The sequence below is a fragment of the Arthrobacter sp. 01T419 genome, from assembly GCF_056398865.1.
In genome coordinates, this window is sequence record NZ_JBFTQF010000001.1 from 179,139 (window position 1) to 200,025 (window position 20,887).

At 62.0% G+C, this 20,887-nt stretch carries 14 protein-coding genes and 4 pseudogenes; 12 read left to right on the forward strand and 6 right to left on the reverse strand.

The genetic code is table 11. The annotated features are described in order from the left end of the window. Positions 1-49: 49 nt before the first annotated feature. Positions 50-1,024 carry an IS481 family transposase gene (locus AC1DLO_RS00850; protein WP_476888445.1) on the reverse strand — a complete coding sequence of 325 codons (975 nt, stop codon included), beginning with the start codon at positions 1,022-1,024 and terminating at the stop codon, positions 50-52. 107 nt (positions 1,025-1,131) lie between these two features. Here AC1DLO_RS00850 and AC1DLO_RS00855 point away from each other — a divergent pair. The 11 genes and pseudogenes from AC1DLO_RS00855 to AC1DLO_RS00905 all read left to right on the forward strand — a co-directional run. Continuing rightward, positions 1,132-1,666: pseudogene (locus tag AC1DLO_RS00855) on the forward strand (3-hydroxyacyl-CoA dehydrogenase family protein); the annotation flags it as partial. 208 nt (positions 1,667-1,874) lie between these two features. Next, positions 1,875-2,882 (forward strand): annotated as a pseudogene (locus AC1DLO_RS00860) (IS481 family transposase). Positions 2,883-3,487: 605 nt separating this feature from the next. Then, positions 3,488-4,693 carry a pyruvate dehydrogenase (acetyl-transferring) E1 component subunit alpha gene (gene pdhA / locus AC1DLO_RS00865; protein WP_476888446.1) on the forward strand — a complete coding sequence of 402 codons (1,206 nt, stop codon included), beginning with the start codon at positions 3,488-3,490 and terminating at the stop codon, positions 4,691-4,693. Next, positions 4,690-5,793: an alpha-ketoacid dehydrogenase subunit beta gene (locus tag AC1DLO_RS00870; RefSeq protein WP_476888447.1), complete on the forward strand. Its 1,104-nt coding sequence runs from the start codon at positions 4,690-4,692 to the stop codon at positions 5,791-5,793. The genes pdhA and AC1DLO_RS00870 overlap by 4 nt, the downstream gene beginning before the upstream one ends. Positions 5,794-5,795: 2 nt before the next feature. Beyond that, the gene (locus AC1DLO_RS00875; protein WP_476888448.1) at positions 5,796-7,187 is read left to right on the forward strand and encodes a dihydrolipoamide acetyltransferase family protein; all 1,392 of its coding nucleotides are present in this window, start codon (positions 5,796-5,798) and stop codon (positions 7,185-7,187) included. Between the two features lie 287 nt (positions 7,188-7,474). Next, on the forward strand, positions 7,475-8,791 hold the full coding sequence (gene aceA / locus AC1DLO_RS00880) for an isocitrate lyase (protein ID WP_476888449.1): 1,317 nt from the start codon (positions 7,475-7,477) through the stop codon (positions 8,789-8,791). A gap of 198 nt (positions 8,792-8,989) precedes the next feature. Further along, positions 8,990-10,642, forward strand: a complete 1,653-nt coding sequence (aceB, locus tag AC1DLO_RS00885; RefSeq protein WP_476888450.1) for a malate synthase A — start codon at positions 8,990-8,992, stop codon at positions 10,640-10,642. Between the two features lie 283 nt (positions 10,643-10,925). Further along, positions 10,926-11,799 (forward strand): annotated as a pseudogene (locus AC1DLO_RS00890) (IS5 family transposase). Positions 11,800-12,133: 334 nt separating this feature from the next. Next, positions 12,134-12,298, forward strand: a complete 165-nt coding sequence (locus AC1DLO_RS00895) for a hypothetical protein (RefSeq protein WP_476888451.1) — start codon at positions 12,134-12,136, stop codon at positions 12,296-12,298. A gap of 401 nt (positions 12,299-12,699) precedes the next feature. Then, positions 12,700-13,155 (forward strand): annotated as a pseudogene (locus tag AC1DLO_RS00900) (transposase); the annotation flags it as partial. Then, complete coding sequence (locus AC1DLO_RS00905; protein WP_476888758.1) at positions 13,071-13,445, forward strand: transposase; 375 nt, start codon at positions 13,071-13,073, stop codon at positions 13,443-13,445. The pseudogene AC1DLO_RS00900 and the gene AC1DLO_RS00905, both read left to right, overlap by 85 nt. Positions 13,446-13,626: 181 nt before the next feature. Here the strand turns inward: AC1DLO_RS00905 and AC1DLO_RS00910 are convergent, their stop codons facing one another. Next, positions 13,627-14,700, reverse strand: coding sequence for an alpha-hydroxy acid oxidase (locus AC1DLO_RS00910; RefSeq protein ID WP_476888452.1), 1,074 nt, complete (start codon positions 14,698-14,700; stop codon positions 13,627-13,629). Beyond that, positions 14,697-15,482: an NAD(P)-dependent oxidoreductase gene (locus AC1DLO_RS00915; RefSeq protein ID WP_476888453.1), complete on the reverse strand. Its 786-nt coding sequence runs from the start codon at positions 15,480-15,482 to the stop codon at positions 14,697-14,699. Before AC1DLO_RS00915 ends, AC1DLO_RS00910 begins: the two co-directional genes overlap by 4 nt. A gap of 353 nt (positions 15,483-15,835) precedes the next feature. On the opposite strand from AC1DLO_RS00915, the gene AC1DLO_RS00920 reads away from it, so the two are divergent. Next, positions 15,836-16,585, forward strand: a complete 750-nt coding sequence (locus tag AC1DLO_RS00920; RefSeq protein WP_476888454.1) for a FadR/GntR family transcriptional regulator — start codon at positions 15,836-15,838, stop codon at positions 16,583-16,585. A 112-nt stretch (positions 16,586-16,697) separates the two neighbouring features. Here the strand turns inward: AC1DLO_RS00920 and AC1DLO_RS00925 are convergent, their stop codons facing one another. From AC1DLO_RS00925 to AC1DLO_RS00935, 3 genes are all read right to left on the reverse strand, one after another. Further along, a complete protein-coding gene (locus AC1DLO_RS00925) occupies positions 16,698-18,479 on the reverse strand; it encodes a flavin-containing monooxygenase (RefSeq protein WP_476914379.1) in 1,782 nt (593 codons plus the stop codon). Between the two features lie 105 nt (positions 18,480-18,584). Beyond that, on the reverse strand, positions 18,585-20,024 hold the full coding sequence (locus tag AC1DLO_RS00930) for an FAD-dependent oxidoreductase (RefSeq protein WP_476888456.1): 1,440 nt from the start codon (positions 20,022-20,024) through the stop codon (positions 18,585-18,587). A 33-nt stretch (positions 20,025-20,057) separates the two neighbouring features. After that, positions 20,058-20,882, reverse strand: a complete 825-nt coding sequence (locus tag AC1DLO_RS00935; RefSeq protein WP_476900704.1) for an ABC transporter ATP-binding protein — start codon at positions 20,880-20,882, stop codon at positions 20,058-20,060. Positions 20,883-20,887 lie beyond the last annotated feature (5 nt).

Genomic DNA, 20,887 nt, shown 5'->3' on the forward strand with positions numbered 1-20,887 from the left:
TCAACAACATTCTCCCGTCTGCCCTCGAAGGTCGGCGTCCTAGGTGTACTCAGCCAGTAGGTTGGTTGCACCTGCTGATGGGTGGCTTGCCTCCGAGGCTGCCGTGTGGCCGGCGGTTGTTGTAGAAGTTTAGCCATGGCTGCAGGGCGTCGGTTCGGGCTTGGTTGGACGTGAAGGGTTGGCGGTAGGCCCAGCCTTCTTGGAGGGTGCGGTTGAAGCGTTCTGCTTTGCCGTTCTGCCAGGGATGGCGGGGCTTGATCAGAATGTGTTTGGCCCCGAGCGCAGCGAGTGCGTCTTGGAAATCGCGTGAGAGCCGGTAGGCGAACGCGTTGTCAGTCATGACGCGCTTGACCGGTGCTCCGTTGGCCGCCATGGCCGCTGCCGCCAGGGTGAGGAACCCGGCGCAGGTGGGGCCTTTCTCGTCCGGCAGGACCTCGGCGTAGGCGAAGCGTGTGTAGTCGTCCACGGCGACGTGGACGTAGTCAAAGCCTAGGTTTCTGCCCGAGGAGCGGTGGTTGGCCGGGCTCTGGGCCGGGTCGGTCCGCCAGCCGCCTCCCTCCGGGATGCGCCCCAGTTTCTTGACATCGACGTGGATCATGCCGCCCGGGGCGTCGCGTTCGTAGCGGCGGTTCGTGGCACGGGAAGCCCGGATCCGTACCCCGGTCACCGGGTCCAGTTCCCACAGGCGCGGCATGCCTGCACGGGCCAGAATACGAGAGACCGTCCGGGCGCTGGTGCGGCAGCGCAAGGCCAGATCCATTGGGCCTTCGCGGTGCTCCACGCGCTGGGTCAGGACGTCGGCAACGACTTCCACCGGAGTCGCATGCGGGCACGACCTTGGTCTGGAGCTGCGGTCTTCAAGCCCGCCCCAGCCATGGGTGCGGTACCGGCTGATCCAGCGGTGGGCGCACGTCCGCGAGATGCCCATTTCCTTGGCTACATGAGCGATAGGACCGCCGCTCAAAACGCGTTCGACAAGGATTCGCCTACCGGTCGGGGTCAGACGGGCATTACGGTGGACCATGAAGACCTCTTAGTCGTTGGCTGTGTGTGGTAACCACCAACCTAAGAGGTCTTCACCTATTCACGATGTAACCAACGTCCTGACTCAGTACACCTGGTGGCGGCCGCATGGGTGCGGGAATCGCGCACGCCGTCCTGGTTAATGGCGCAGACGTGCTGGTGGTTGAGCGCGACGACGTGTCCGCCGAGGCCGCCCGGGAAAGGGTGGAGGCCGCGGTGCTGAAAAGCATCGAGTTGGACGTTATTGACGGCAGCTTCGAAGAGTTGATCACTCGACTGGTGTGTGCACCGACCACGATTCCTTCGCGGACCGGCAGTTGGTGGTGGAAGCCGGGCCGGAGGACTGGGACCTGAAGGTCACCGCCCTGCGCAGCATCGAGGCGCGATTGTCCTTCGATTCGTACTTGGCATCCAACACCTCTTCCCTCTCGGTAGACGGGCTGGCGAAAGAGCTGGACCGCCTGTTAACTTCTCAGGCCTGCACTTCTTCAACCCCGTTCCGGCATCCACCCTCATCGAAGTGGTGCTGGGTAAACGCACTTCCCACGCTCTTTCCGCGGCGGCCAAAGAATAGGTTGTCGCGCTGGGGAAAACGGCCGTCGTCGTCAATGATGCTCCTGGTTTCGCATCTTCCAGGCTTGGCGCCCCGGGGCGAACTGGGACGCAAAACGGGCAAGGGCTTCTTTGACTGGAGCGTTTAGGACTCATGCCCAGCCCTTGCAGAGGGTTAGCAGCCGGAGCGTTAGTTGTAATTCCCACGGAGGTTGTGAATAGCGTGGCGTGATGTAAAAAACGAGAGCCTCCGGTATCGATTTGTTCTACCACACTCATCTCGATGCCATGAGGCTCTCGTGTCCTACGTCACCCATGCCAACGCCGACCTGACACCCAAAGCCAGGGGAAAGCTTGCACGCCGGGTCGTCGAGCAGGGCTGGACTCTTCGCCGGGCCGCGGAGCGGTTCCAGTGCTCGCCGGCCACCCCGAAAAAATGGACGGACGGGCACCGGGTCCGCGGCGAGGAAGGAATGCAGGACATATCCTCGCGGCCTCGTCGGAGCCCCGGACCGCACTAACGTCCGCACCGAACGGCGGATTGTGGCACTGCGTTTCACCCACCGCTGGGGTCCACACCGGATCGCAGCCGCCCTGCATCTGGCACGCTCAACCGTCGGAAAGGTCCTCGCCAGATACCGGATGCCCCGGCTGGCCTGCCTGGACCAAGGCACCGGTCTGCCCGTCCGCAAGTCGGCACCCCAACGCTACGAACACGAGCAGCCGGGAGGCCTGATCCATGTGGATATCAAGAAGGTCGGACGCATCCCATAGGGCGCCGGGCACCGATCATTGGGACGGGACAAAGGCAGGAAGAGCCGCCAAGCCGGGGCCGGATACGCCTACGTGCACCACGCCGTGGATGACCACTCCCGCCTGGTACACACCGAAATCCTCGCGGACGAAAAGAAGGAAACCACAACAGCGTTGTGGCTCAACGCGGCAGCGTTCTTCGCCGCCCACGGCATCACTGTCAGAGTCGTGCTTACCGATAACGGAGCCTGTTACCGCTCCTGGGCCTTCACCACTGCCTTGGGCCCGAGCATCAAGCACCGCAAGACTCGCCCCTACCGACCACAGACCAATGGCAAGGTAGAACGCTTCAACCGCACTCTCACCACGGAATTGGCCTACGCTCGGCCCTACACATCAGAAGCCGAACGGGCAGCCACGTACTCCCATTGGCTACATCAGTACATCCCAGGACCCATACCGGCATCAGAGGAAAAACTCCCATCAGCCGCGTTCACAACCTCCGTACAGTTAGTGCTGGGACGCCACAGCGCTACGCTCATCTTTGCGGCTAATCGGGGCGGCGAGTTCGCCCGGCTCCCATGAGCTGCGGCTCAACCTTGTCAGTGGCGGGCTGCGCGTTCCCGGCCTCGTTCACGCGGACGGTCCCTGGCGGAGGCTCTTCCATCGGATGACCCCGCGCCTTTCGTGGTGACCGGGGTCCACCAAGTGGCACGTAGGGGCTATGGAAGGCAGCAACAGATAGGCGAACAGGGCATATCGAAGGCACGCAGGCCTCGGCGCCAGGCGCCGGATCCTGGGCGGGATGGGAATCACCGCACACCGCCGACGCCTGCTGCAGAACTACTGGCGGGCCTGGAACCCAGCGACAACCAGTCGGCGATGTTCTTGCCGGTTGCCTGGCGGTTTCCCGGCTTCGGGAAGTCGGCAATGGCGGGCGGGTTTTATTGTGCGTGCTGCTTTTCGAACCATTACGCCTGACTGACATGGTCTGCAGCAATCCGTCTCCGCTCACCGGCGTAATGTCAGTCACAAAAGACAGATGTCGCCAAGAATCGCGAGTTTCGAGGAAAAAGTCCTGAATCATCCGCGTTCGTAGATACGAAACGGGATGAATTGCATAATTGTGCAAAATAGTGATCTACCCAAGGACTGACCAATGACGCTCTCCACCGATCAAGCCCCGCCCGCGCAGCCGGTCAACAACCGGGCGGCCCAGGCTATCCAGAAGTTCGGCATTTCAGCTGAGGATTACATGCTGCCCGCGCGCCATCAGATTCAGATGGTGGATCCCGACGGCCACCTCAAAGACATCAGCGAGCAGGGCACCGAACCGGGCCACGAGTATCCCCTGCCCAGCGATGAGGAACTGCTGGCCGCGTACGAGCAGCTAGTCGTCGGTCGGCGGGTCAACGACCAGAACTCGGCACTCGTCCGGCAGGGGCGCATGGCTGTTTATCCATCCAGCCATGGCCAGGAAGCCTGCCAGGTCGCCGCGGCTCTTTGTCTGCGTGAAACGGACTGGATGTTCCCCACCTACCGCGACTCCGTAGCAGTAATGGCCCGTGGTGTTGACCCTGTTCAAACCATGACGATATTCCGCGGTGACTGGCATGGCGGATACGATCCCGCGAAATACCGGGTGGGCATCCAGTGCACTCCCCTGACGACCCAGTTGCTGCACGCGGTGGGGGTCGCTCACGCCGCGAAGCTCCGCGGAGAGGACACCGTCGCATTGGCCTTGTGTGGTGATGGGGCGACCAGTGAAGGTGACTTCCATGAGGCGTTGAATTTCGCTGCAGTCTTCCACCTCCCGGTTGTCTTCTTTGTCCAAAACAATAAGTACGCAATCTCGGTCCCCCTGACGCAGCAGTCGGTTGCACCGTCGCTCGCCCACAAGGCCGTCGGCTATGGAATGCCCGGTGAATGCGTCGACGGAAACGACCTGGTGGCGCTCCTCGCCGTTCTTTCACGTGCGGTGAAATTGGCGCGCGACGGCTCCGGCCCACTCCTGGTCGAGGCCAACACCTACCGCATACAGGCCCACACCAATGCCGACGATGCCACCCGCTACCGCCAGGACAGCGAGGTATCCGAGTGGCTTGCAAAGGACCCTGTCGCTCGAATGAAGACCTATCTCACCGATAGAGGTCTTCTTGATCAGAAGACCGAAGCCCTGCTCAGTGAGAAAGCTGAAGCCGTGGCATCGCAGCTTCGAGACGGCCTGGGCCAGGAGGTGCCCGTGGACCCGCAGGATTTGTTCCGTCATGTCTTCACGTCGCCGACACAGCAACTGAAAGAACAATCCGCCATGCTCGCCGACGAACTCGCCCGCGAAGCATCATCCCAGGAGGCCGCAAAGTGAGCCCGACTATCACCAAATCCTCCGAGGCCGACGGCAACGTCAGCGCTGCGACTGCCCGCGCCTTCGCGGCCACCGCAGGGGCCGTCGGTCCCCAACCCCTAACAATGGCCAAGGCACTGAATACCGCCCTGACTGACGCAATGAACGCTGACCCCTCGGTCCTAGTGTTCGGAGAAGACGTGGGCATGCTCGGGGGTGTCTTCCGTATCACTGATGGGCTCACTAAATTCTTCGGTGACCAGCGCTGCTTTGACACCCCGCTGGCCGAGGCCGGAATCGTAGGGATGGCTGTGGGCATGGCCATGAACGGAATGCGCCCCGTTATTGAGATGCAGTTCGACGCCTTCGCATACCCAGCCTTTGAACAGATCGTCAGCCATGTCGCGAAAATGCACAACCGTACAAGAGGCGCCATCAAACTGCCCATAGTCATCCGCGTCCCGTACGCCGGAGGCATCGGCGGAGTGGAACACCACTGCGACTCCTCCGAGTCCTATTACGCCCACACGGCCGGTCTCAAAGTGTTCACCCCTGCCACGGTGGCCGACTCCTATCGGATGCTTCGCGAGGCCATCGATTCAGACGACCCGGTGATGTTTATGGAACCGAAGAAGCTCTACTGGTCTAAAGACTCCGTCGACCTGCAGGATCTGCGCTCCCAACATTCCACAAACGCGAAGTCCGGGACGTCCTCTGAAGGTCAAGCGGCAGTCGCTCGCACCGGTACCGACGCAACCCTGATTGCGTACGGTCCATCGGTGCCGACGGCACTTGCCGCGGCGGCAGCAGCAGCCGAGGAAGGCCGGTCTCTGGAGGTCATCGACGTCCGAACCGTCGTGCCGTTCGACGACGAAACAGTGGCCGCGTCCGTTCGGAAAACGGGACGGGCTATCGTTGTCGCGGAAGCGCACGGGTTCGCATCAGTCTCATCCGAAATTGTCGCGCGGGTTCAGGAGCGCTGTTTTCATCACTTGGCAGCACCCATCCGCCGCGTGGCCGGATTCGACGTCCCCTATCCGGCACCCAAACTCGAGCACTACTACCTGCCCGGCGTGGACCGCATTCTCGACGCCGTTGACGACCTCCAGTGGGAAGCCTAGAAATGAGCGAAAACAAAGTATTCCTTCTTCCTGATCTCGGCGAAGGTCTCACCGAAGCAGAACTTGTCAACTGGCTCGTAAGAGTCGGTGACGAAATTCGGGTCGATCAACCCATTGCCGAGGTTGAAACAGCGAAGTCGATGGTCGAAGTCCCTTCGCCTTTTGCTGGCAAGGTCGCGGTGCTTCACGGAGAACCGGGAGAGACACTCGATGTCGGCAAGCCTCTGATTTCCGTTACGGCTCCGGGGGCCGCTGCTCCCAGCGTGCAGGATCCTGCACCGGCAGCCGAGACTGCCGCAACCGCCTACCGCGAGGAAGAAAAGGCCGGATCGGGAAATGTTCTTATCGGCTACGGCACCCCAGGGGGTTACGGCCAAAACAAGCGAACACGCCGGCGTAAGTCCTCGTCGAACAGTAAAGCCAGGCCAGCACCTTCGACACCGTTTCCGGCAAAGACCGTAAGCGTCATGTCACCACTCGTGCGCAGGCTCGCCAAGAACAACGGGATCGACATCAGCGCCCTGCACGGATCGGGAGCTGATGGGCTGATCACCCGTCGGGACGTTGATGCTGCCATCAGTGCAAGGGCATCCAAACCAGCTACCGCTGACATCCCCCAAGCCGCCGGTGGCATTACCCGCTCGAGTGATGGGTGGGAGAAGCTAGATGCCCGTACAGGGCTGCCCGTTTTGTCACGAACCCCAGTGAAGGGCGTTCGAAAGGCTGTCGCTGCAAACATGACCCGCAGCCGGACTGAAATCCCCGAGGCCACTGTTTGGGTTGACGCCGATGCCACCGAGCTGGTGGAATTGCGCGCCCGCCTGAAACAACGCAATCCCGAAAACACTCCCGGTCTACTGGCATTTATCGCACGGTTTGTCATTGCCGGGCTCAAGAAGTACCCCGAACTGAGCACCCGCTACCAAGATGCCGACGACCTTGGCGAGTTGAAGGAAATTCTTGCCTATGACGGCGTCAACCTGGGTTTCGCAGCCCAGACAGATCGCGGGCTGGTTGTTCCTGTCGTTCGCGACGCCGATGAAAAGAGCGCGCGAGAGCTCGACGCGGAAATTCGCCGGCTGAGCACCATTGCGCGTGCCGGCAAAGCATCGCCGACCGAGCTCAGCGGCGGTACCTTCACCCTGAATAACTACGGCGTCTTTGGCGTTGACGGCTCGTCAGCCATCATCAATTACCCGGAATCAGCCATACTCGGCGTTGGACGCATCATCGACAGGGCGTGGGTCGTGGACGGTGCTCTGACCGTCCGCAAGGTCGTCGAGCTGACACTTGTCTTTGACCATCGTGTCTGCGACGGCGGCACTGCCGGTGGGTTCCTCCGTCATGTCGCCGACTCGATCGAAAACCCGGCTTCGGTCTTGGCCGATTTGTAGAACAAGACATTCGTGCGGTTGCCGTTCGCAACCTCATGGAGGACGACGCCGCCGAGATCTCACGGTCCCAGCCCAAGCAATGCATTTTCACTCGAGCCATGACTGACCCGCGGCGAAGTCATAACACATGGCCGTGGCCCAGGCCCGGGACTATCCCTCTCGCACCGGCGACAATTTTGCGGATCCGCGCCAGTACCGACAACGAACTGGTACGGGTTCCAACCTAGATAGCAGCCCCACTGCACCGAAGCAGGAGGAGGTACGCATGCCCACCAAGGAGATCAATGATGACTGCAGCATTTGAGCCCACCCAGCACACACCCGAAGAGCACGCCGCGGCACTGGAGCTCGAGTGGGCCGCCAACCCCCGCTGGGAGGGTGTGACCCGGGACTACTCAGCTTCCGACGTCGTCCGTCTCCGGGGCCGTGTCTCCGAAGAGCACGCCCTTGCCCGCCGCGGTTCCGAGAAGCTGTGGAAGCAGCTCACCGAGGAGCACAAGGAAGGCAAGTACACCAATGCCTTGGGTGCCCTCACCGGCAACCAGGCCGTGCAGCAGGTCAAGGCCGGCCTCCGCGCCATCTACCTCTCCGGCTGGCAGGTGGCTGCGGACGCCAACAACTCCGGCCACACCTACCCGGACCAGTCCCTCTACCCGGCCAACTCGGTCCCCACCGTGGTCCGCCGCATCAACAACGCCCTGCTCCGCGCCGACCAGATTGAATTCTCCGAAGGCATCCAGACCGTCGAGGACTGGATGGTCCCGATCATTGCCGACGCGGAAGCCGGCTTCGGCGGCCCCCTCAACGCCTACGAACTCATGAAATCCATGATCCAGGCCGGCGCCTCCGGTGTTCACTGGGAAGACCAGCTCGCCTCGGAGAAGAAATGCGGCCACCTCGGCGGCAAGGTCCTGATCCCCACCCAGCAGCACGTCCGCACCCTGAACGCCGCCCGCCTGGCAGCCGACGTCGCCGGTACCCCCACCGTCGTCATTGCCCGCACCGACGCCGAGGCAGCCACCCTGATCACCTCGGACGTGGACGAACGGGACCAGGAATTCATCACCGGTGAACGCACCGCCGAGGGCTTCTACAAGGTCCGCAACGGCATCGAACCCTGCATCGCCCGCGCCAAGGCCTACGCCCCGTACTCCGACCTCATCTGGATGGAAACCGGCACCCCGGACCTCGAACTCGCCAAGAAGTTCGCCGAAGCCGTCAAGGCCGAGTTCCCGGACCAGATGCTCTCCTACAACTGCTCGCCCTCGTTCAACTGGCGCAAGCACCTGGACGACGACACCATCGCCAAGTTCCAACGTGAACTCGGCGCCATGGGCTTCACGTTCCAGTTCATCACCCTGGCCGGCTTCCACGCCCTGAACTACTCGATGTTCGACCTCGCCCACGGCTACGCCCGTGAAGGCATGAGCGCCTACGTCGAGCTCCAGGAAAAGGAATTCGCCTCCGAATCCCGCGGCTACACCGCCACCAAGCACCAGCGCGAAGTCGGCACCGGCTACTTCGACACCATCTCCACGGCGCTCAACCCCAACGCATCAACCCTCGCCCTGGTCGGATCGACCGAAGAGGGCCAATTCCACTAAAACCCTCGACGGCGAGGGACATCTGTCGGTCGTAGCCCCTGACCCCGCCTGCCTGCTATCCCAAGTCCGGCCCCGGCTCAACAACGATGCCGAGGCCGGACCCGCGGGTTACCTGTGCAGCAGGGTGAGGCCATGCCGACGGTCTAATACGCCCCCGAATGCCGTCAAGTATCTTCTTGCTTTTAAGGAGCAATACCAATGAACAGCTTCACTGACAGCCCAACAACCAGCGGGATTACGTTCACCGCTCCACCTGTAGCTCGCCAAGACGAGGTCCTCACACCGGAAGCGGTGGAATTCATCGCAACGCTTCACTGGGCAACGGAGGGTCGGCGTAAAGAGCTGCTCAAGTTCAGGCAGGACCGCCGAACTGAGATCCGGAAGGGCCAGGACCCGCGATTTCTTCGGGAGACTGCGCACATCCGCAATGATCCGTTCTGGCGGGTCGCTCCCCCGGCCCCGGGCCTAGAGGATCGCCGAGTGGAAATCACCGGCCCGGTGGACAAGAAGATGACCATCAACGCCCTGAACTCCGGGGCCAAGGTGTGGCTCGCGGACATGGAAGACTCCTCCACCCCCACCTGGCGCAACGTCATCAAGGGCCAGCTGAACCTCACCGATGCCCTGGAACGCCGGATCGATTTCACCACCGAAGAAGGCAAGGAATACAAGCTCCGTCCGGCCGGTGACCTGCCCACCATCGTGGTCCGGCCCCGCGGCTGGCACCTGCCCGAGAAGCACATGCTCATCGACGGCACCCCCATCGCCGGCGGCATCGTGGACTTCGGGCTGTTCTTCTTCCACAACGCCCGGCGTCTCCTGGCCCAGGGCAAAGGCCCGTACTTCTACCTGCCCAAGATCGAGAACCACCTCGAAGCCCGGCTGTGGAACGACATCTTCGTCCTGGCCCAGGACCTGTTGGGCATCCCGCAGGGCACCATCCGCGTCACCGTGCTGATCGAGACCATCACGGCCGCTTTCGAAATGGAGGAGATCCTCTACGAACTGCGCGACCACGCCTCCGGCCTGAACGCCGGTCGCTGGGACTACATCTTCTCCCTGATCAAGAACTTCCGCACCCGCGGACCCCGTTTCGTCCTCCCCGACCGGGCCCAGGTCACCATGACCGCCCCGTTCATGCGCGCCTACACCGAACAACTGGTCCGCGCCTGCCACAAACGCGGCGCCATGGCCATCGGAGGCATGGCCGCAGCAATCCCCAACCGCAAGGACCCGGAAGCCAACGCCAACGCCTTCAAGAAGGTCCGCGCCGACAAAACCCGCGAGGCCAACGACGGCTTCGACGGCTCCTGGGTGGCCCACCCCGACCTGGTACCCGTCTGCCGGGAAGTGTTCGACTCCGTCCTCGGCGAAAAGCCCAACCAGCTGGACCGCACCCGCGAGGACGTCACCCCGGATGACCGCGCGCTGATCAACATCGCTTCACTGCACGGCACCATCACCGAACAGGGCATCCGGAACAACATCGAGGTTGGCATCCGCTACATCGAATCCTGGCTCCGCGGCAACGGCGCGGTGGCCATCCACAACCTCATGGAAGACGCCGCCACCGCCGAGATCTCCCGCTCCCAGCTGTGGCAATGGATCTACGCCCGGGCCATCACGGACCAGGGTGAAATCATCAGCCACGAATGGGTGGAGGAACTCCTGGACGAGGAATTCGCCCGGCTGGAACGCTTCGACGGCGACCGGTTCGACGACGCCCGCGACATTTTCAGAGAAGTCGCCTTAGGCCGTGACTTCCCCACCTTCCTCACACTGCCCGCCTACGCCCGCTACCTGGCGAAGCACGATGAGGAGACGGTAAAGGAGGAGCTGGCAACCGCCTGAGTGTCTCTCAATCCATAGACCCCGTCGCCGGGCTGCCGCCACTCTCCGCGACAAGTACCCCGAAACCTGGGGGAGGCAGCCTGGCGACAGCCCATCATCATCCAGTGGTGTATTTGAGCGGCCTAGGATTCGACAGGCGCTGCCCCTGTTCAAGGGGTAGCTCTGCTTCTCGGGTTCGATTTGGGCGCCCGGGCGCACCACCAGCGTAACTATCAGCCAGACGAGCAAGTTTGGAGTTGCCGCCTTAAATGGATAAGTATGTTGCAGATTGGACCTCTCTGACGTGGCGCATACCCAGGCGCCCAGGCGTCTTCTTGCGCAAACAGAGCCGCCAAGCTCCAGCGCGCTACGCGGCCGCCCGCTCCGAAACCACCGACAGGTCGTCGAGGGCATCGCTTACCGGTACCGGTGCGGAATTGCATGGCGGGACCTGCCGGAGCGGTTCGGTGCATGGCAGACGGTGTGGAAACGCTACCGCCGTTTCGCGGTGGACGGGATTTGGGACCGGATCCACGCCGTCCTGCTATCCGAGGCTGACTCCGCCGGGGAGATCGACTGGACTGTGTCGGTGGACTCGACAATCAACCGCGCCCACCAGCACGGGACGAACCTTCCCCGGAACACAGGGGGACGTCCGCGAATTACAAGAAACTCTGGGCGGAGCCTGAGGACCAGGCCGTCGGACGGTCCCGGGGCGGACTGGGCACCAAGATCCACCACGCGTGCGACGGGAAAGGCCGGCCGCTGGCGTTCATCATTGGACCGGGCCAGGGCTCGGACTCGCGGATGTTCCTGCACGTCATGGCGCCATCAGCGTCCCGCGCCCTGGTAAGGGGCGGGCAAGGACCCGCCCCGACCCCGTGATGGGCGATAAGGCGTACTCCTCCAGGGCCAACCGCGCGCTCCTGAGGGCCCGGAAAATCAAGGCGGTCATTCCCGAGCCCCGGGATCAGATCGCCAACCGCAAACGTAAAGGTACCCGCGGTGGCAGACCGGTGGACTTCGACAGCGAGGCCTACAAGGGCAGATCCGTCGTTGAGCAGGCCTTCAACATCTTCAAGCAATGGCGCAGCATTGCTACCCGATACGACAAGCTCGCCATCACCTACCGCTCCGGGGTCGCCCTTTATTCCGTTCTTATTTGGCTACGCCAATAAGGAGACACGCCCTAGGAAACTGCTGAAATATCCGTTGGTTTAGGCGCGTCGGCCGGACTGGTGAGGCTGGTGATTAGGACTGGTCTTATGCAGGGACGCGAGGACGCGCAACGCGGGTATTTGGATGTGGAGGCATTGGCCGGGGAGTTGTTGGCTCCGGGCAGTGTCTTCGCTTTTCTGGCCACACATCGGGGGCGTCTGTTTCCGGATTCGATGATGGAGGACCTCTTCCCATCGCGGCGGGGCCGGCCTTCAGTTTCCGGCGCCGGTCATCGGCTCGGTGCTGGTGTTGCAGGCATTGTAGGGCCTCTCGGACCGGGAAACCGCCGAGGCGTTGACCTTTGACCTGCGCTGGAAAGCCGCGTGCGGATACGGGCTGACCGACACGGCGTTCCACCCGAACACGCTGACGTACTGGCGGAGGCGTCTGGCCGGATCGGGAAACCCGCACCGAATCATGGAGGCCATCGCCGAAGTCGCCGCGGAGACGGGGTCCTGAAGGGCAAGCGCCGCAGGGCGGTGGATTCAACGGTCCTGGACGACGCGGTCGCGAGGCAGGACACCATCACGCAACTGATCGTCGGGATCCGCCGCTTCGGCCGTGACGTCCCTGACGGCCAGGAACTGCTGAGCACCCACGCGGTCGGGTATGACTACACCCGCACCGGCAAACCGGACATCGCCTGGGACGACCAGGACGCCAAGGACGGGCTGATCTCGGCGCTGGTCACCGACGCGCTGGCGCTGCTGGCCGCGGTCGATCCCGAGACGTTGGACGGCAGGGCGGCCGATTCGTACGCGCTGCTTGCACTCGTCGCGGGGCAGGACGTGGAACCGGCCGAGGACTCGGACGGGACCGACGGGCGGTGGCGTATCGCCCGCAAAGTCGCCCCGGACCGGATGATCTCCACCGTGGATCCGGACGCCCGGCACGCGCACAAGACCCAGTCCCGGCAACAGGACGGATTCAAGGCCCACATTGTCATCGAACCCGACACCGGGCTGATCACCGCCGCGGAACTGACCAAGGCCTCCGGACCGGAGAACAGTGACGGAGCCGTCGGCGCCCGGCTGATCGGCCTGGATCCCACGATCGCCGGCACCAGCGTGGACGTTCTGGCCGACTCGGCCTATGGTTCCGGGGAAATGCTCGCCGCTCTCGCCGGCACCGGCCATACCCCGGTGATCAAACCATGGCCGCTGCGCCCAGCCGTCGAGGGCGGGTTCACCCTCGATGACTTCACCGTCGATGAAGCAGCCGGCACCGCGATCTGCCCGAACGGCATCACCAGGAACATCACCGCCAAACGGCGGTTACGTTCGGCGCGGTATGCGCGGGCTGTACTTTCAGGGACCGGTGCACCGCCTCACCGCGGGGGCGCAAGCTTGTTCTCTACGAACACGACGCGTTACAGCGCCAACACCGGCAACGCGCCACGGAACCGGCCTTCAGGGATACTTACCGCACGCACCGGCCGATGGTCGAGCGGCCCAGCGCCTGGCTCACCCGCGGCAACCGCCGCGTTCCCCACCGCGGCATCAGCCGAAACAACGCCTGGCTGCAACTGAGGATCGCGGGACTAAACCTGCGACGCCTGCTCAACCTCGGACTGACCAGGAACGCGGGATCCTGGGCGCTGGGATAAACCCCCGCAAGAACCCGGCCCATCGATAAAACCACTGGATGACGCCTCAGATCTGAGGCAAAATGAAGGCACGCGGGCGGAATGACCCCGTTGTCGCACCCTAGAGTGCTGACCTGAACACGCCGTTTGACGGCCATTGGTGGCGTTCCGCCCGCCCGAATACCCCTTTTTCAGCAGCCTCCTAGAGCGTCGCTGCGGTCACGCGGTCACGCGTGACGCTACGCACTGTTGGCGCACCGATCAGACCCATGATGCTGGTCAGTTCCGACCGAAGGACATTGACGAGTGCGCGAAGTCCGTCGGATCCCCCTGAAGCGATGCCCCAGGTGACCGGCCGACCAATCAGTACGGCGCGGGCACCTAACGCAAGCGCGACAACGACATCGTGGCCTCTGCGGATACCGCCGTCCACGTAGACTTCGATCTGCCCATCGACCGCTTCGACCACTTCGGGGAGCGCATCCAACGTTCCCCGCGAGGTATCAATGGCCCGTCCGCCGTGGTTGGAGACTATCACCGCGTTTACACCGTGCTGCACTGCGTGGGCGGCGTCCTCCCGAGTCATGATTCCCTTGAGCACGATGGGCAGCATCGTCTGCTTGCGAAACCATTCAAGATCGGCCCAAGTCAGCCGGGCGTCATGATCCCAAGCGCCGTCGTTCAAATGCTGCTTGCGCGGCGTGACATACATCGGGGCGAGATGGCCGATGGCAGCAACCCCGGCGCGCATTTCCGCGCCCATTATCGGACGAACCGGAAGATCGACCGTGATCACCAGGGCGGTACATCCCTGCGCCTCGGCCATGCGTATTAGCTCTACAGTTTGGCCGCGATCACTGCCCCAGTACATCTGGAACCAAGTGGTACCGGCTCCGGCTGCCTGCCGCACTTCCGCCATGGGCTTTGTGGTAGCCGCGCTGAGTATCATCACCGTGTCCTCCGCCGCCGCTGCTACGGCTGTCACCAATTCCGCATCAGGGTGGGACATGCTGTGCATCCCGGAGGGTGCGAACAAAATTGGTAACGATATCTCTGAACCAAGCACTGAGGTCGTTGTGTCGATCCGGCTCACATCAGTGAGAATTCGTGGACGAAGGGCCCAACGTTCGAATGCTTCACGGTTGGCTCGTACTGCACGGTTCGCGCCCGCTCCCTCCTGTATCATCGCTCGGGCGCCGGAAGACCAGACCTCGAGGGCAACTTGCTCAAAATCCTCCAGTGTCAGGCAGTCCTGAAGGCGCTTCGCCTCACTCATAATTGCACCTTCCCAGAAAGGCCAGTGTCAACGATGTTGATCAGCCGCTCGCCGGTACACCACCGGCGAAGTTGCGCTTCCACCAGAGCCACCGCCCTGGGCCGGAAAGCGTTGGAGTTCCCGCCGATATGCGGAGTTATGAGTGCTCCGCTCGCCCATAGAGGGTGCTCAGGTGGAAGCGGTTCGGGATCGACGACATCAAGCGCCGCTCTCAGCCGCCCGTTCGCGACCTCTTGCGCGAGTGCTTCCGCATCTACCACCGATCCGCACCCGACGTTTACGATGAGCGCACCGTCGGGGAGGATGGCGGGGGCTTTCCCGTCGATGATACTGATCGTCGATTCGTCAGCCGGAGCACACGCAACAAGCACCTCCGTACGGGGAAGGATTTCAGCCAAATCGGTGAAACCCGCCACGCCTGGTCGTGCCGTGCGGCCGACCAGAGTCAAGCTGCACTCGAACGGAGTGAGTCGTGCAGCTATCGCATAACCGATGCCTCCCGGACCGAGAATCGTCACCGTGCGATACGCCAACCCTGGAACGGAACGCCTCTCCCAGCGGCGATCCAGTCCGTCGATGACGAATCCAGGCAGGCCCCGCAGTGCCACCAGTACCGGGGCGACTGCGTGTTCGGCAACCGCGTTATTGTGGATCCCGCGTTCTGAGCACAGCATGACGCCGGCGGGCAGTACTTGCAGGTAGTGCTCGAAGCCGGCTGTGAGCGCCTGCACCACGGCCAGCGCGGGAAACTTCGCCATAAGTGCGATGGGTTCAGATGTCATGCTGAACTCCGGAACGTAAAATTCCGCCGACTCTTGATCGGAAGTGGTCATGTGGTCGGGTCTCACAATGCGTAACCCGCGTTCTGTCCCCAAGGGAGCGAAGTAGTGATCCCAAGGAAGTATGACAGTCCTCATCAACATTCTCCTTTGAAGGTAGGTGGCGCTATTCGAGTTGCCGGCTCTTCGATATCGATAAAGGTCAGGGCCAGCCAGCGGCACACCCTCAAGGAATATCGTGGAAGGCCCAGTACCAGTAGTATGTCAACAAGAGACTTAAGCAGTGCGGGACGCTAGCCAGGCAGTCTCTCGAACGTATGGAGGAAATGATGAGCAAACGGGAAAATAGTTTTCCCATGCCCCCCACCACTGTTGGCAATGCTCAGTCGCGCCCACGTGCCGCTGATCAGATCGTCGACGAACTGCAGCGCCTGGTTGCGAACGGTGACCTCAAGCGGGGTGGGCGACTGCCCAACGAGCGGGACCTCGCTGCCCACTTTAACGTCAGCTCCCCGACCGTGCGCGAGGCCGTCCGAGTACTGACCTCGATGGGGCTCCTCGAGGTCAGACACGGCAGTGGAACTTACGTTGCCGAATCATCTCGCGGCATTCTCGACAATTCCCTTGCTGTACTGGTGCAGTGGGAGAAAGTTGGTGCGCGCGAGCTGCTTGATCTGCTTGGCGTACTCCACCTCCACGCGGGCGATTTGGCGTGCACTGCGGCGACAGATGAAGAGCTTTCGCGGCTGATCACAGTGGCCAGGGGAACCGCCTCCCACGCTAGCACCACAAAGATTTCAGACAGTTTTTACGATTTCCTCGACAGCTTTGTCGCGGCTGCACATCAGCCGCTGCTCGACGCGCTGTGCAGCTTCCTGACCCGGGTGCTAGTCGATTTGGAGAATAGCTTTCATCCCGATCAGTCGAGCACTTACTGGCATGCGTGGGCCGCCGACAGCTTGCCGCTTCGCCTTGAAGTCGCGGAGGCGCTCTCTTCGCGCGATCAAAGCCGCATTGCAAGGGCTGTGAAGCTCTTCCACGAGGGAATTCGGGCTCGACTGATGGGGCTGCCTGGCTTGGACGACGCGCGCGTAGTTCCAAACTAGCGACCCACCGCGTGCCCAGCCAACGTGCTGAGATCGCCCCACCACGCCCAGCGCTTAGGGGCCCCACAGCCTTCCGCGGTGGCTGCAGGGCCCCCCTTGCTGCCCTTCTTGCTTACTCAAGCTCCAACGCACTCGCGTGGAGCTGCAAGGCGAGAAAACGAGAGTAGAACCTGCCCAGGTACAGTGGCCCGCCCATGAACCAGAGGCCTGGATGGCCACTCGGACGCCAGATTCCACTGATCTCGCCGTTCTCGTCCAGACCCCAGACTTTCTTACAGCGGTCTGCGGCCTCGTTGCCCAGTACCTTTCGCGCCGTGTCGAGCATGGTCGTATATCCAGTCGCCAGCACCACGAGATCAAAACTGCCAGACTTTCCGTCTTCGAACACGACGCCCTCGGAGGTGAAGCGGCCCACCCCGGAATGCGTCATGGCGATCTTGCCATCGGCGATCAGCTCGGCACAACCTACATCAATGTAATATCCGCCCGGCCCATTAAGAATTTTCGAAATGGCGCCGGCACCGTCGACTCCTAGGTCATATCGATAGCCTGCATGCGTGAGACCGTCGAGCATCTCCCGATCCATCTCCGCCGCTTTTGCTGTCTGCGCGACTGCACGCTGCAGCGAGAGGTGGAACGGAATAGAGGAGCCCAGCAGGTCGGCATCCTCCGTTCGCATTCCACCCTCGTGGTAGAGCCTTCCGATCGTCAATTCAAAGTTAGTCTTCTGCGAAATTACGTAGGTCGACGATCGCTGGATCATCGTCACCTCGAAGCCACGTTTGTGCAGATCTTGGGCGACGTCATGGGCGCTGTTTCCCGCACCGACTACCAGGGCGCGCGTGCCGGCCGGAGCTTCCTCTCCTGTATACGCGCTTGAGTGAACGATCGTTCCGCGATACTCATTCATTCCGGGAATATTCGGCGTTTTCGGAGTTCCATGCACTCCGGTGGCAAACACGACGTGGCGGGGCGAAATAATGCGCTCGGAACCATCAGCCCGCCGCACCCGCACCCGCCAGCTGCCGGTTTCGTCGTCATACTCCGAATCCAGTAATTCGGTTCCGCTCCAGACATTCAGCTCCATCGCTGATGCGTAAAATTCCAGCCAATCGCCGAGCTTGTCCTTGGGCAAGTACACCGGCCAAGAATCAGGAAAATCCAGACCGGGCAGGTGATCTGCCCAGATCGCATCGTGAAGAACCAGCGAACGGTAGCGGCTACGCCAATTATCTCCAACCTTTGCATTCCGATCGATTACGAGAGTTCCGACTCCCCAGAAGCCAAGATGGGCAGCTGTCATGAGACCACCCTGGCCCGCGCCGATGATTAGTACCTCTGGTTCGGTGTCCGAGAAATTGAATTGTCGCTGGCGCAGGTCATGCCAGTTTTCTCGTGAGCCAGAGGAATTCAGTGGTGAGCGAAGTGGCCTTCTCTCTCCGCGCGCCTGCTCATGCCCCGTGATGTCTTGAAGAGTGGTGAAGAGTATCCAGGCCTTCCAACGCCCGTCGGTGTCTTGCCTTAGTCGCAGCACGCCGCGTCCGGTTCCTACCGTGGTTCTTAACAAAACGAAGGCGAGGATGCACTCGCCTTCGGGATCCGTGGTTTCGCGGGAAGGCGCCGCCGCATCGGGATCGATCCCGATGCTGAGGTACGCAGTGCGCCCGACGTCGGAGATGAGTCCAGCGATCTCTGAGGTACCATGCACCGTACCAAAGTCCCACGTCAGGGTGAGCAGGTCACGCCACCAAGCATCTGTGAGAAAGAGTTCCTCCACCCCTCCTGCGTCGCGAGTGATCATGCTTTTGCTGAAGGCCCCAAGCCAGGACTCCACCACGTCCGCTGTCTCGGCGCGGTCCCCAATTTGATCATCCAAAGCTGTAATTGTCATCATGTCTCCTTGTTACTTAGTGTCTTTTTTGGTCGTGAGTTTCCCCAGCCGTCACTGCACGGACGGAGATCCTCGGCTAGGCGGGAGGCGTAGGCAAGCTCAGTATGTTCAGCTAATGGCCACGGATTGGCCGGCTATGCGGCCTGAATACAGACTCGGACCGAACATGGTGCCTTCAAGTCCGGCGTTGCCGTTTATAGCGCCACCTGCCATTCCGGCGACCTCGCCCGCAGCGTACAGCCCCGGGATCACCCTGCCCTCCGGGGTGAGCACTCGGCATTCGAGATCGGTACGGACGCCGCCGAAATTCTTTTGCGCCATAGGCCACATTCGAATCGCAGCGAACCCGTTCCGCCCAACTTCCCCCAGGCCGTGCAGCGCACGACCGGTCAAAGTGTCAGAGGCTCGCCCGGCGCGCACATCAGAATTGAATGATTCGAGGTCTTCCCGCAGACTCCTCTCCGGTAGACCGGTCAGCTCAGCCAGCTCCTCGACGGTCCCAGCTAGAACCGCATACGGTGATTCGGCCCAGAACTCCTCCATCGGGCCAGGGAGTGGGCCCGCAGGCGAGGCATAATACTCGTTGTCAATTAGCAGCACCGTGCTCGCCTCTGATCTATCGAACACTGCCCAGCAGCTCTGCTCGGGCTGCTCCAGCAGGGCGTCGGTGCCCGACTTTCCACCTCTAAGCGACTCATCGTGGAAGCGCCTGCCTTCCAGGTTGAACCACAATTCCGTGGCAATGTTGCGCACCCCGATTCCCCGCTCCCCAGCCGCGTCCTGTGGATCTGGTGTACCGACTGGATACACCCAGACATGGTCAAGATTGGTCATCCCTGCACCGACCCGCTCAAGCATCTCGTGCCCTGACCCGCGTGCGGTATGGGACCCGCCCAGCAGCAGACCTGGCATGGCTCTGAGCCGTTCGCTCACCCGCATCAGCATCGCGCGATTGTTCACGAAGCCCCCGCTCGCGATGACCGTAGCACCCGCTCGGATTTTCATGCGTCCTTGATTACTCTCAGCCACAATGCCTGATACAGCGCCAGATTCGAACAGCAGCTCAGTCGCGGACGATCCCGTCAGTATTCGACCGCCGGATGCTCGAAGCTCCTCCGCAACTGACTCGACGATGCCCACGCCGTACTGGTCGGGGGCGTGCCAACGCGCGACCGAGTTGCCCTCTTGCCGAGTTGGGGGCCCCCAAGTGATGCCCAGACGCACGCACCAGTCATACACGTCGACCCTGCTGTGCTCTAGGTAGTCACGCGCCCACGTAAGATCAGCTGTCGGGCCGCCGAAGGTTTCCCAATCACGCAATGCGATCGCGACTGAGTCCTCGATATGGGCGGCCGCTTGCTCCGGTGTGCCCACGATGCAGCAGCCTGCCCCGCTCATCGCCGAGGCACCGCCGATTTTTTCTTCGCCCTCGAGCACGATGACGTTGGCACCCCTTTCGGCGGCCTCGAGACCAGCGGCGAGACCGGCCACTCCCGAGCCCACCACTACAACGTCACATTGATATACCACCATGTTGCTGTCCTTCATTCTGCTCGTCTGGGCAGCCGGCGAAGTTTTCACTTAGACCGGCTGTGCGTGCTTCGCTTCCTGAATCAGCTGCATGACCTCGGCTCTCCTTTCGACGAATTCCGGTAGTGACTTCGTTGCTATTTGGTCTCGGTCACGACCCAGGCTGACTTTAATCGACCTTCGGACTCGTGCCGGTGCCCCAGACAGCACGACTACCTCGTCTCCGAGGTAGACCGCTTCGTCAATATCGTGAGTCACGAAAAGAACGGTCATGTTGAACTGTTCACGGACCTGCAGCATCAGATTTTCCAGGTCCGCACGGGTCTGGGCGTCTACTGCGGCGAACGGCTCATCCATTACGAGGGCGTCGGGCTGGTAAGCGAGGGCTCGGGCGATGGCGACACGCTGCTGCATTCCGCCGGAGAGCTGCCAGGGGAATCGAGACTCATTTCCCGCCAATCCGACTGCCGCCAGAGCGAGCTTCGCGCGCTCCAAACGCTCCGCCTTCGGCACGCCCTGAGAACGCAGCGGCAGCATGATGTTCGAGAGGACGGAAAACCAAGGCATCAGGGAGCGACTGTAGTCCTGGAACACCACGGCCAATTTAGCTGGCGGCCGGTCTACCATCTCGCCCTCGAAGTAGACAGCACCCGAAGTTGGCGCGAGAAGTCCCGAGATGCACCGCAGTAACGTCGTCTTGCCGGCACCCGAGGGGCCAACAATACACAGGAAGTCACCTGCGTAGACGTCGATGTCAACACCGCCGAGCACCTCTTTCGTTACCTCGACAGACTGGTAGGTCTTTGTTAGGCCTCGGATGGAAATAAGCGGCTCGCAGGAACCGTGCTCAGCGGCAGCAGATGGCATCGAACTCATATCAC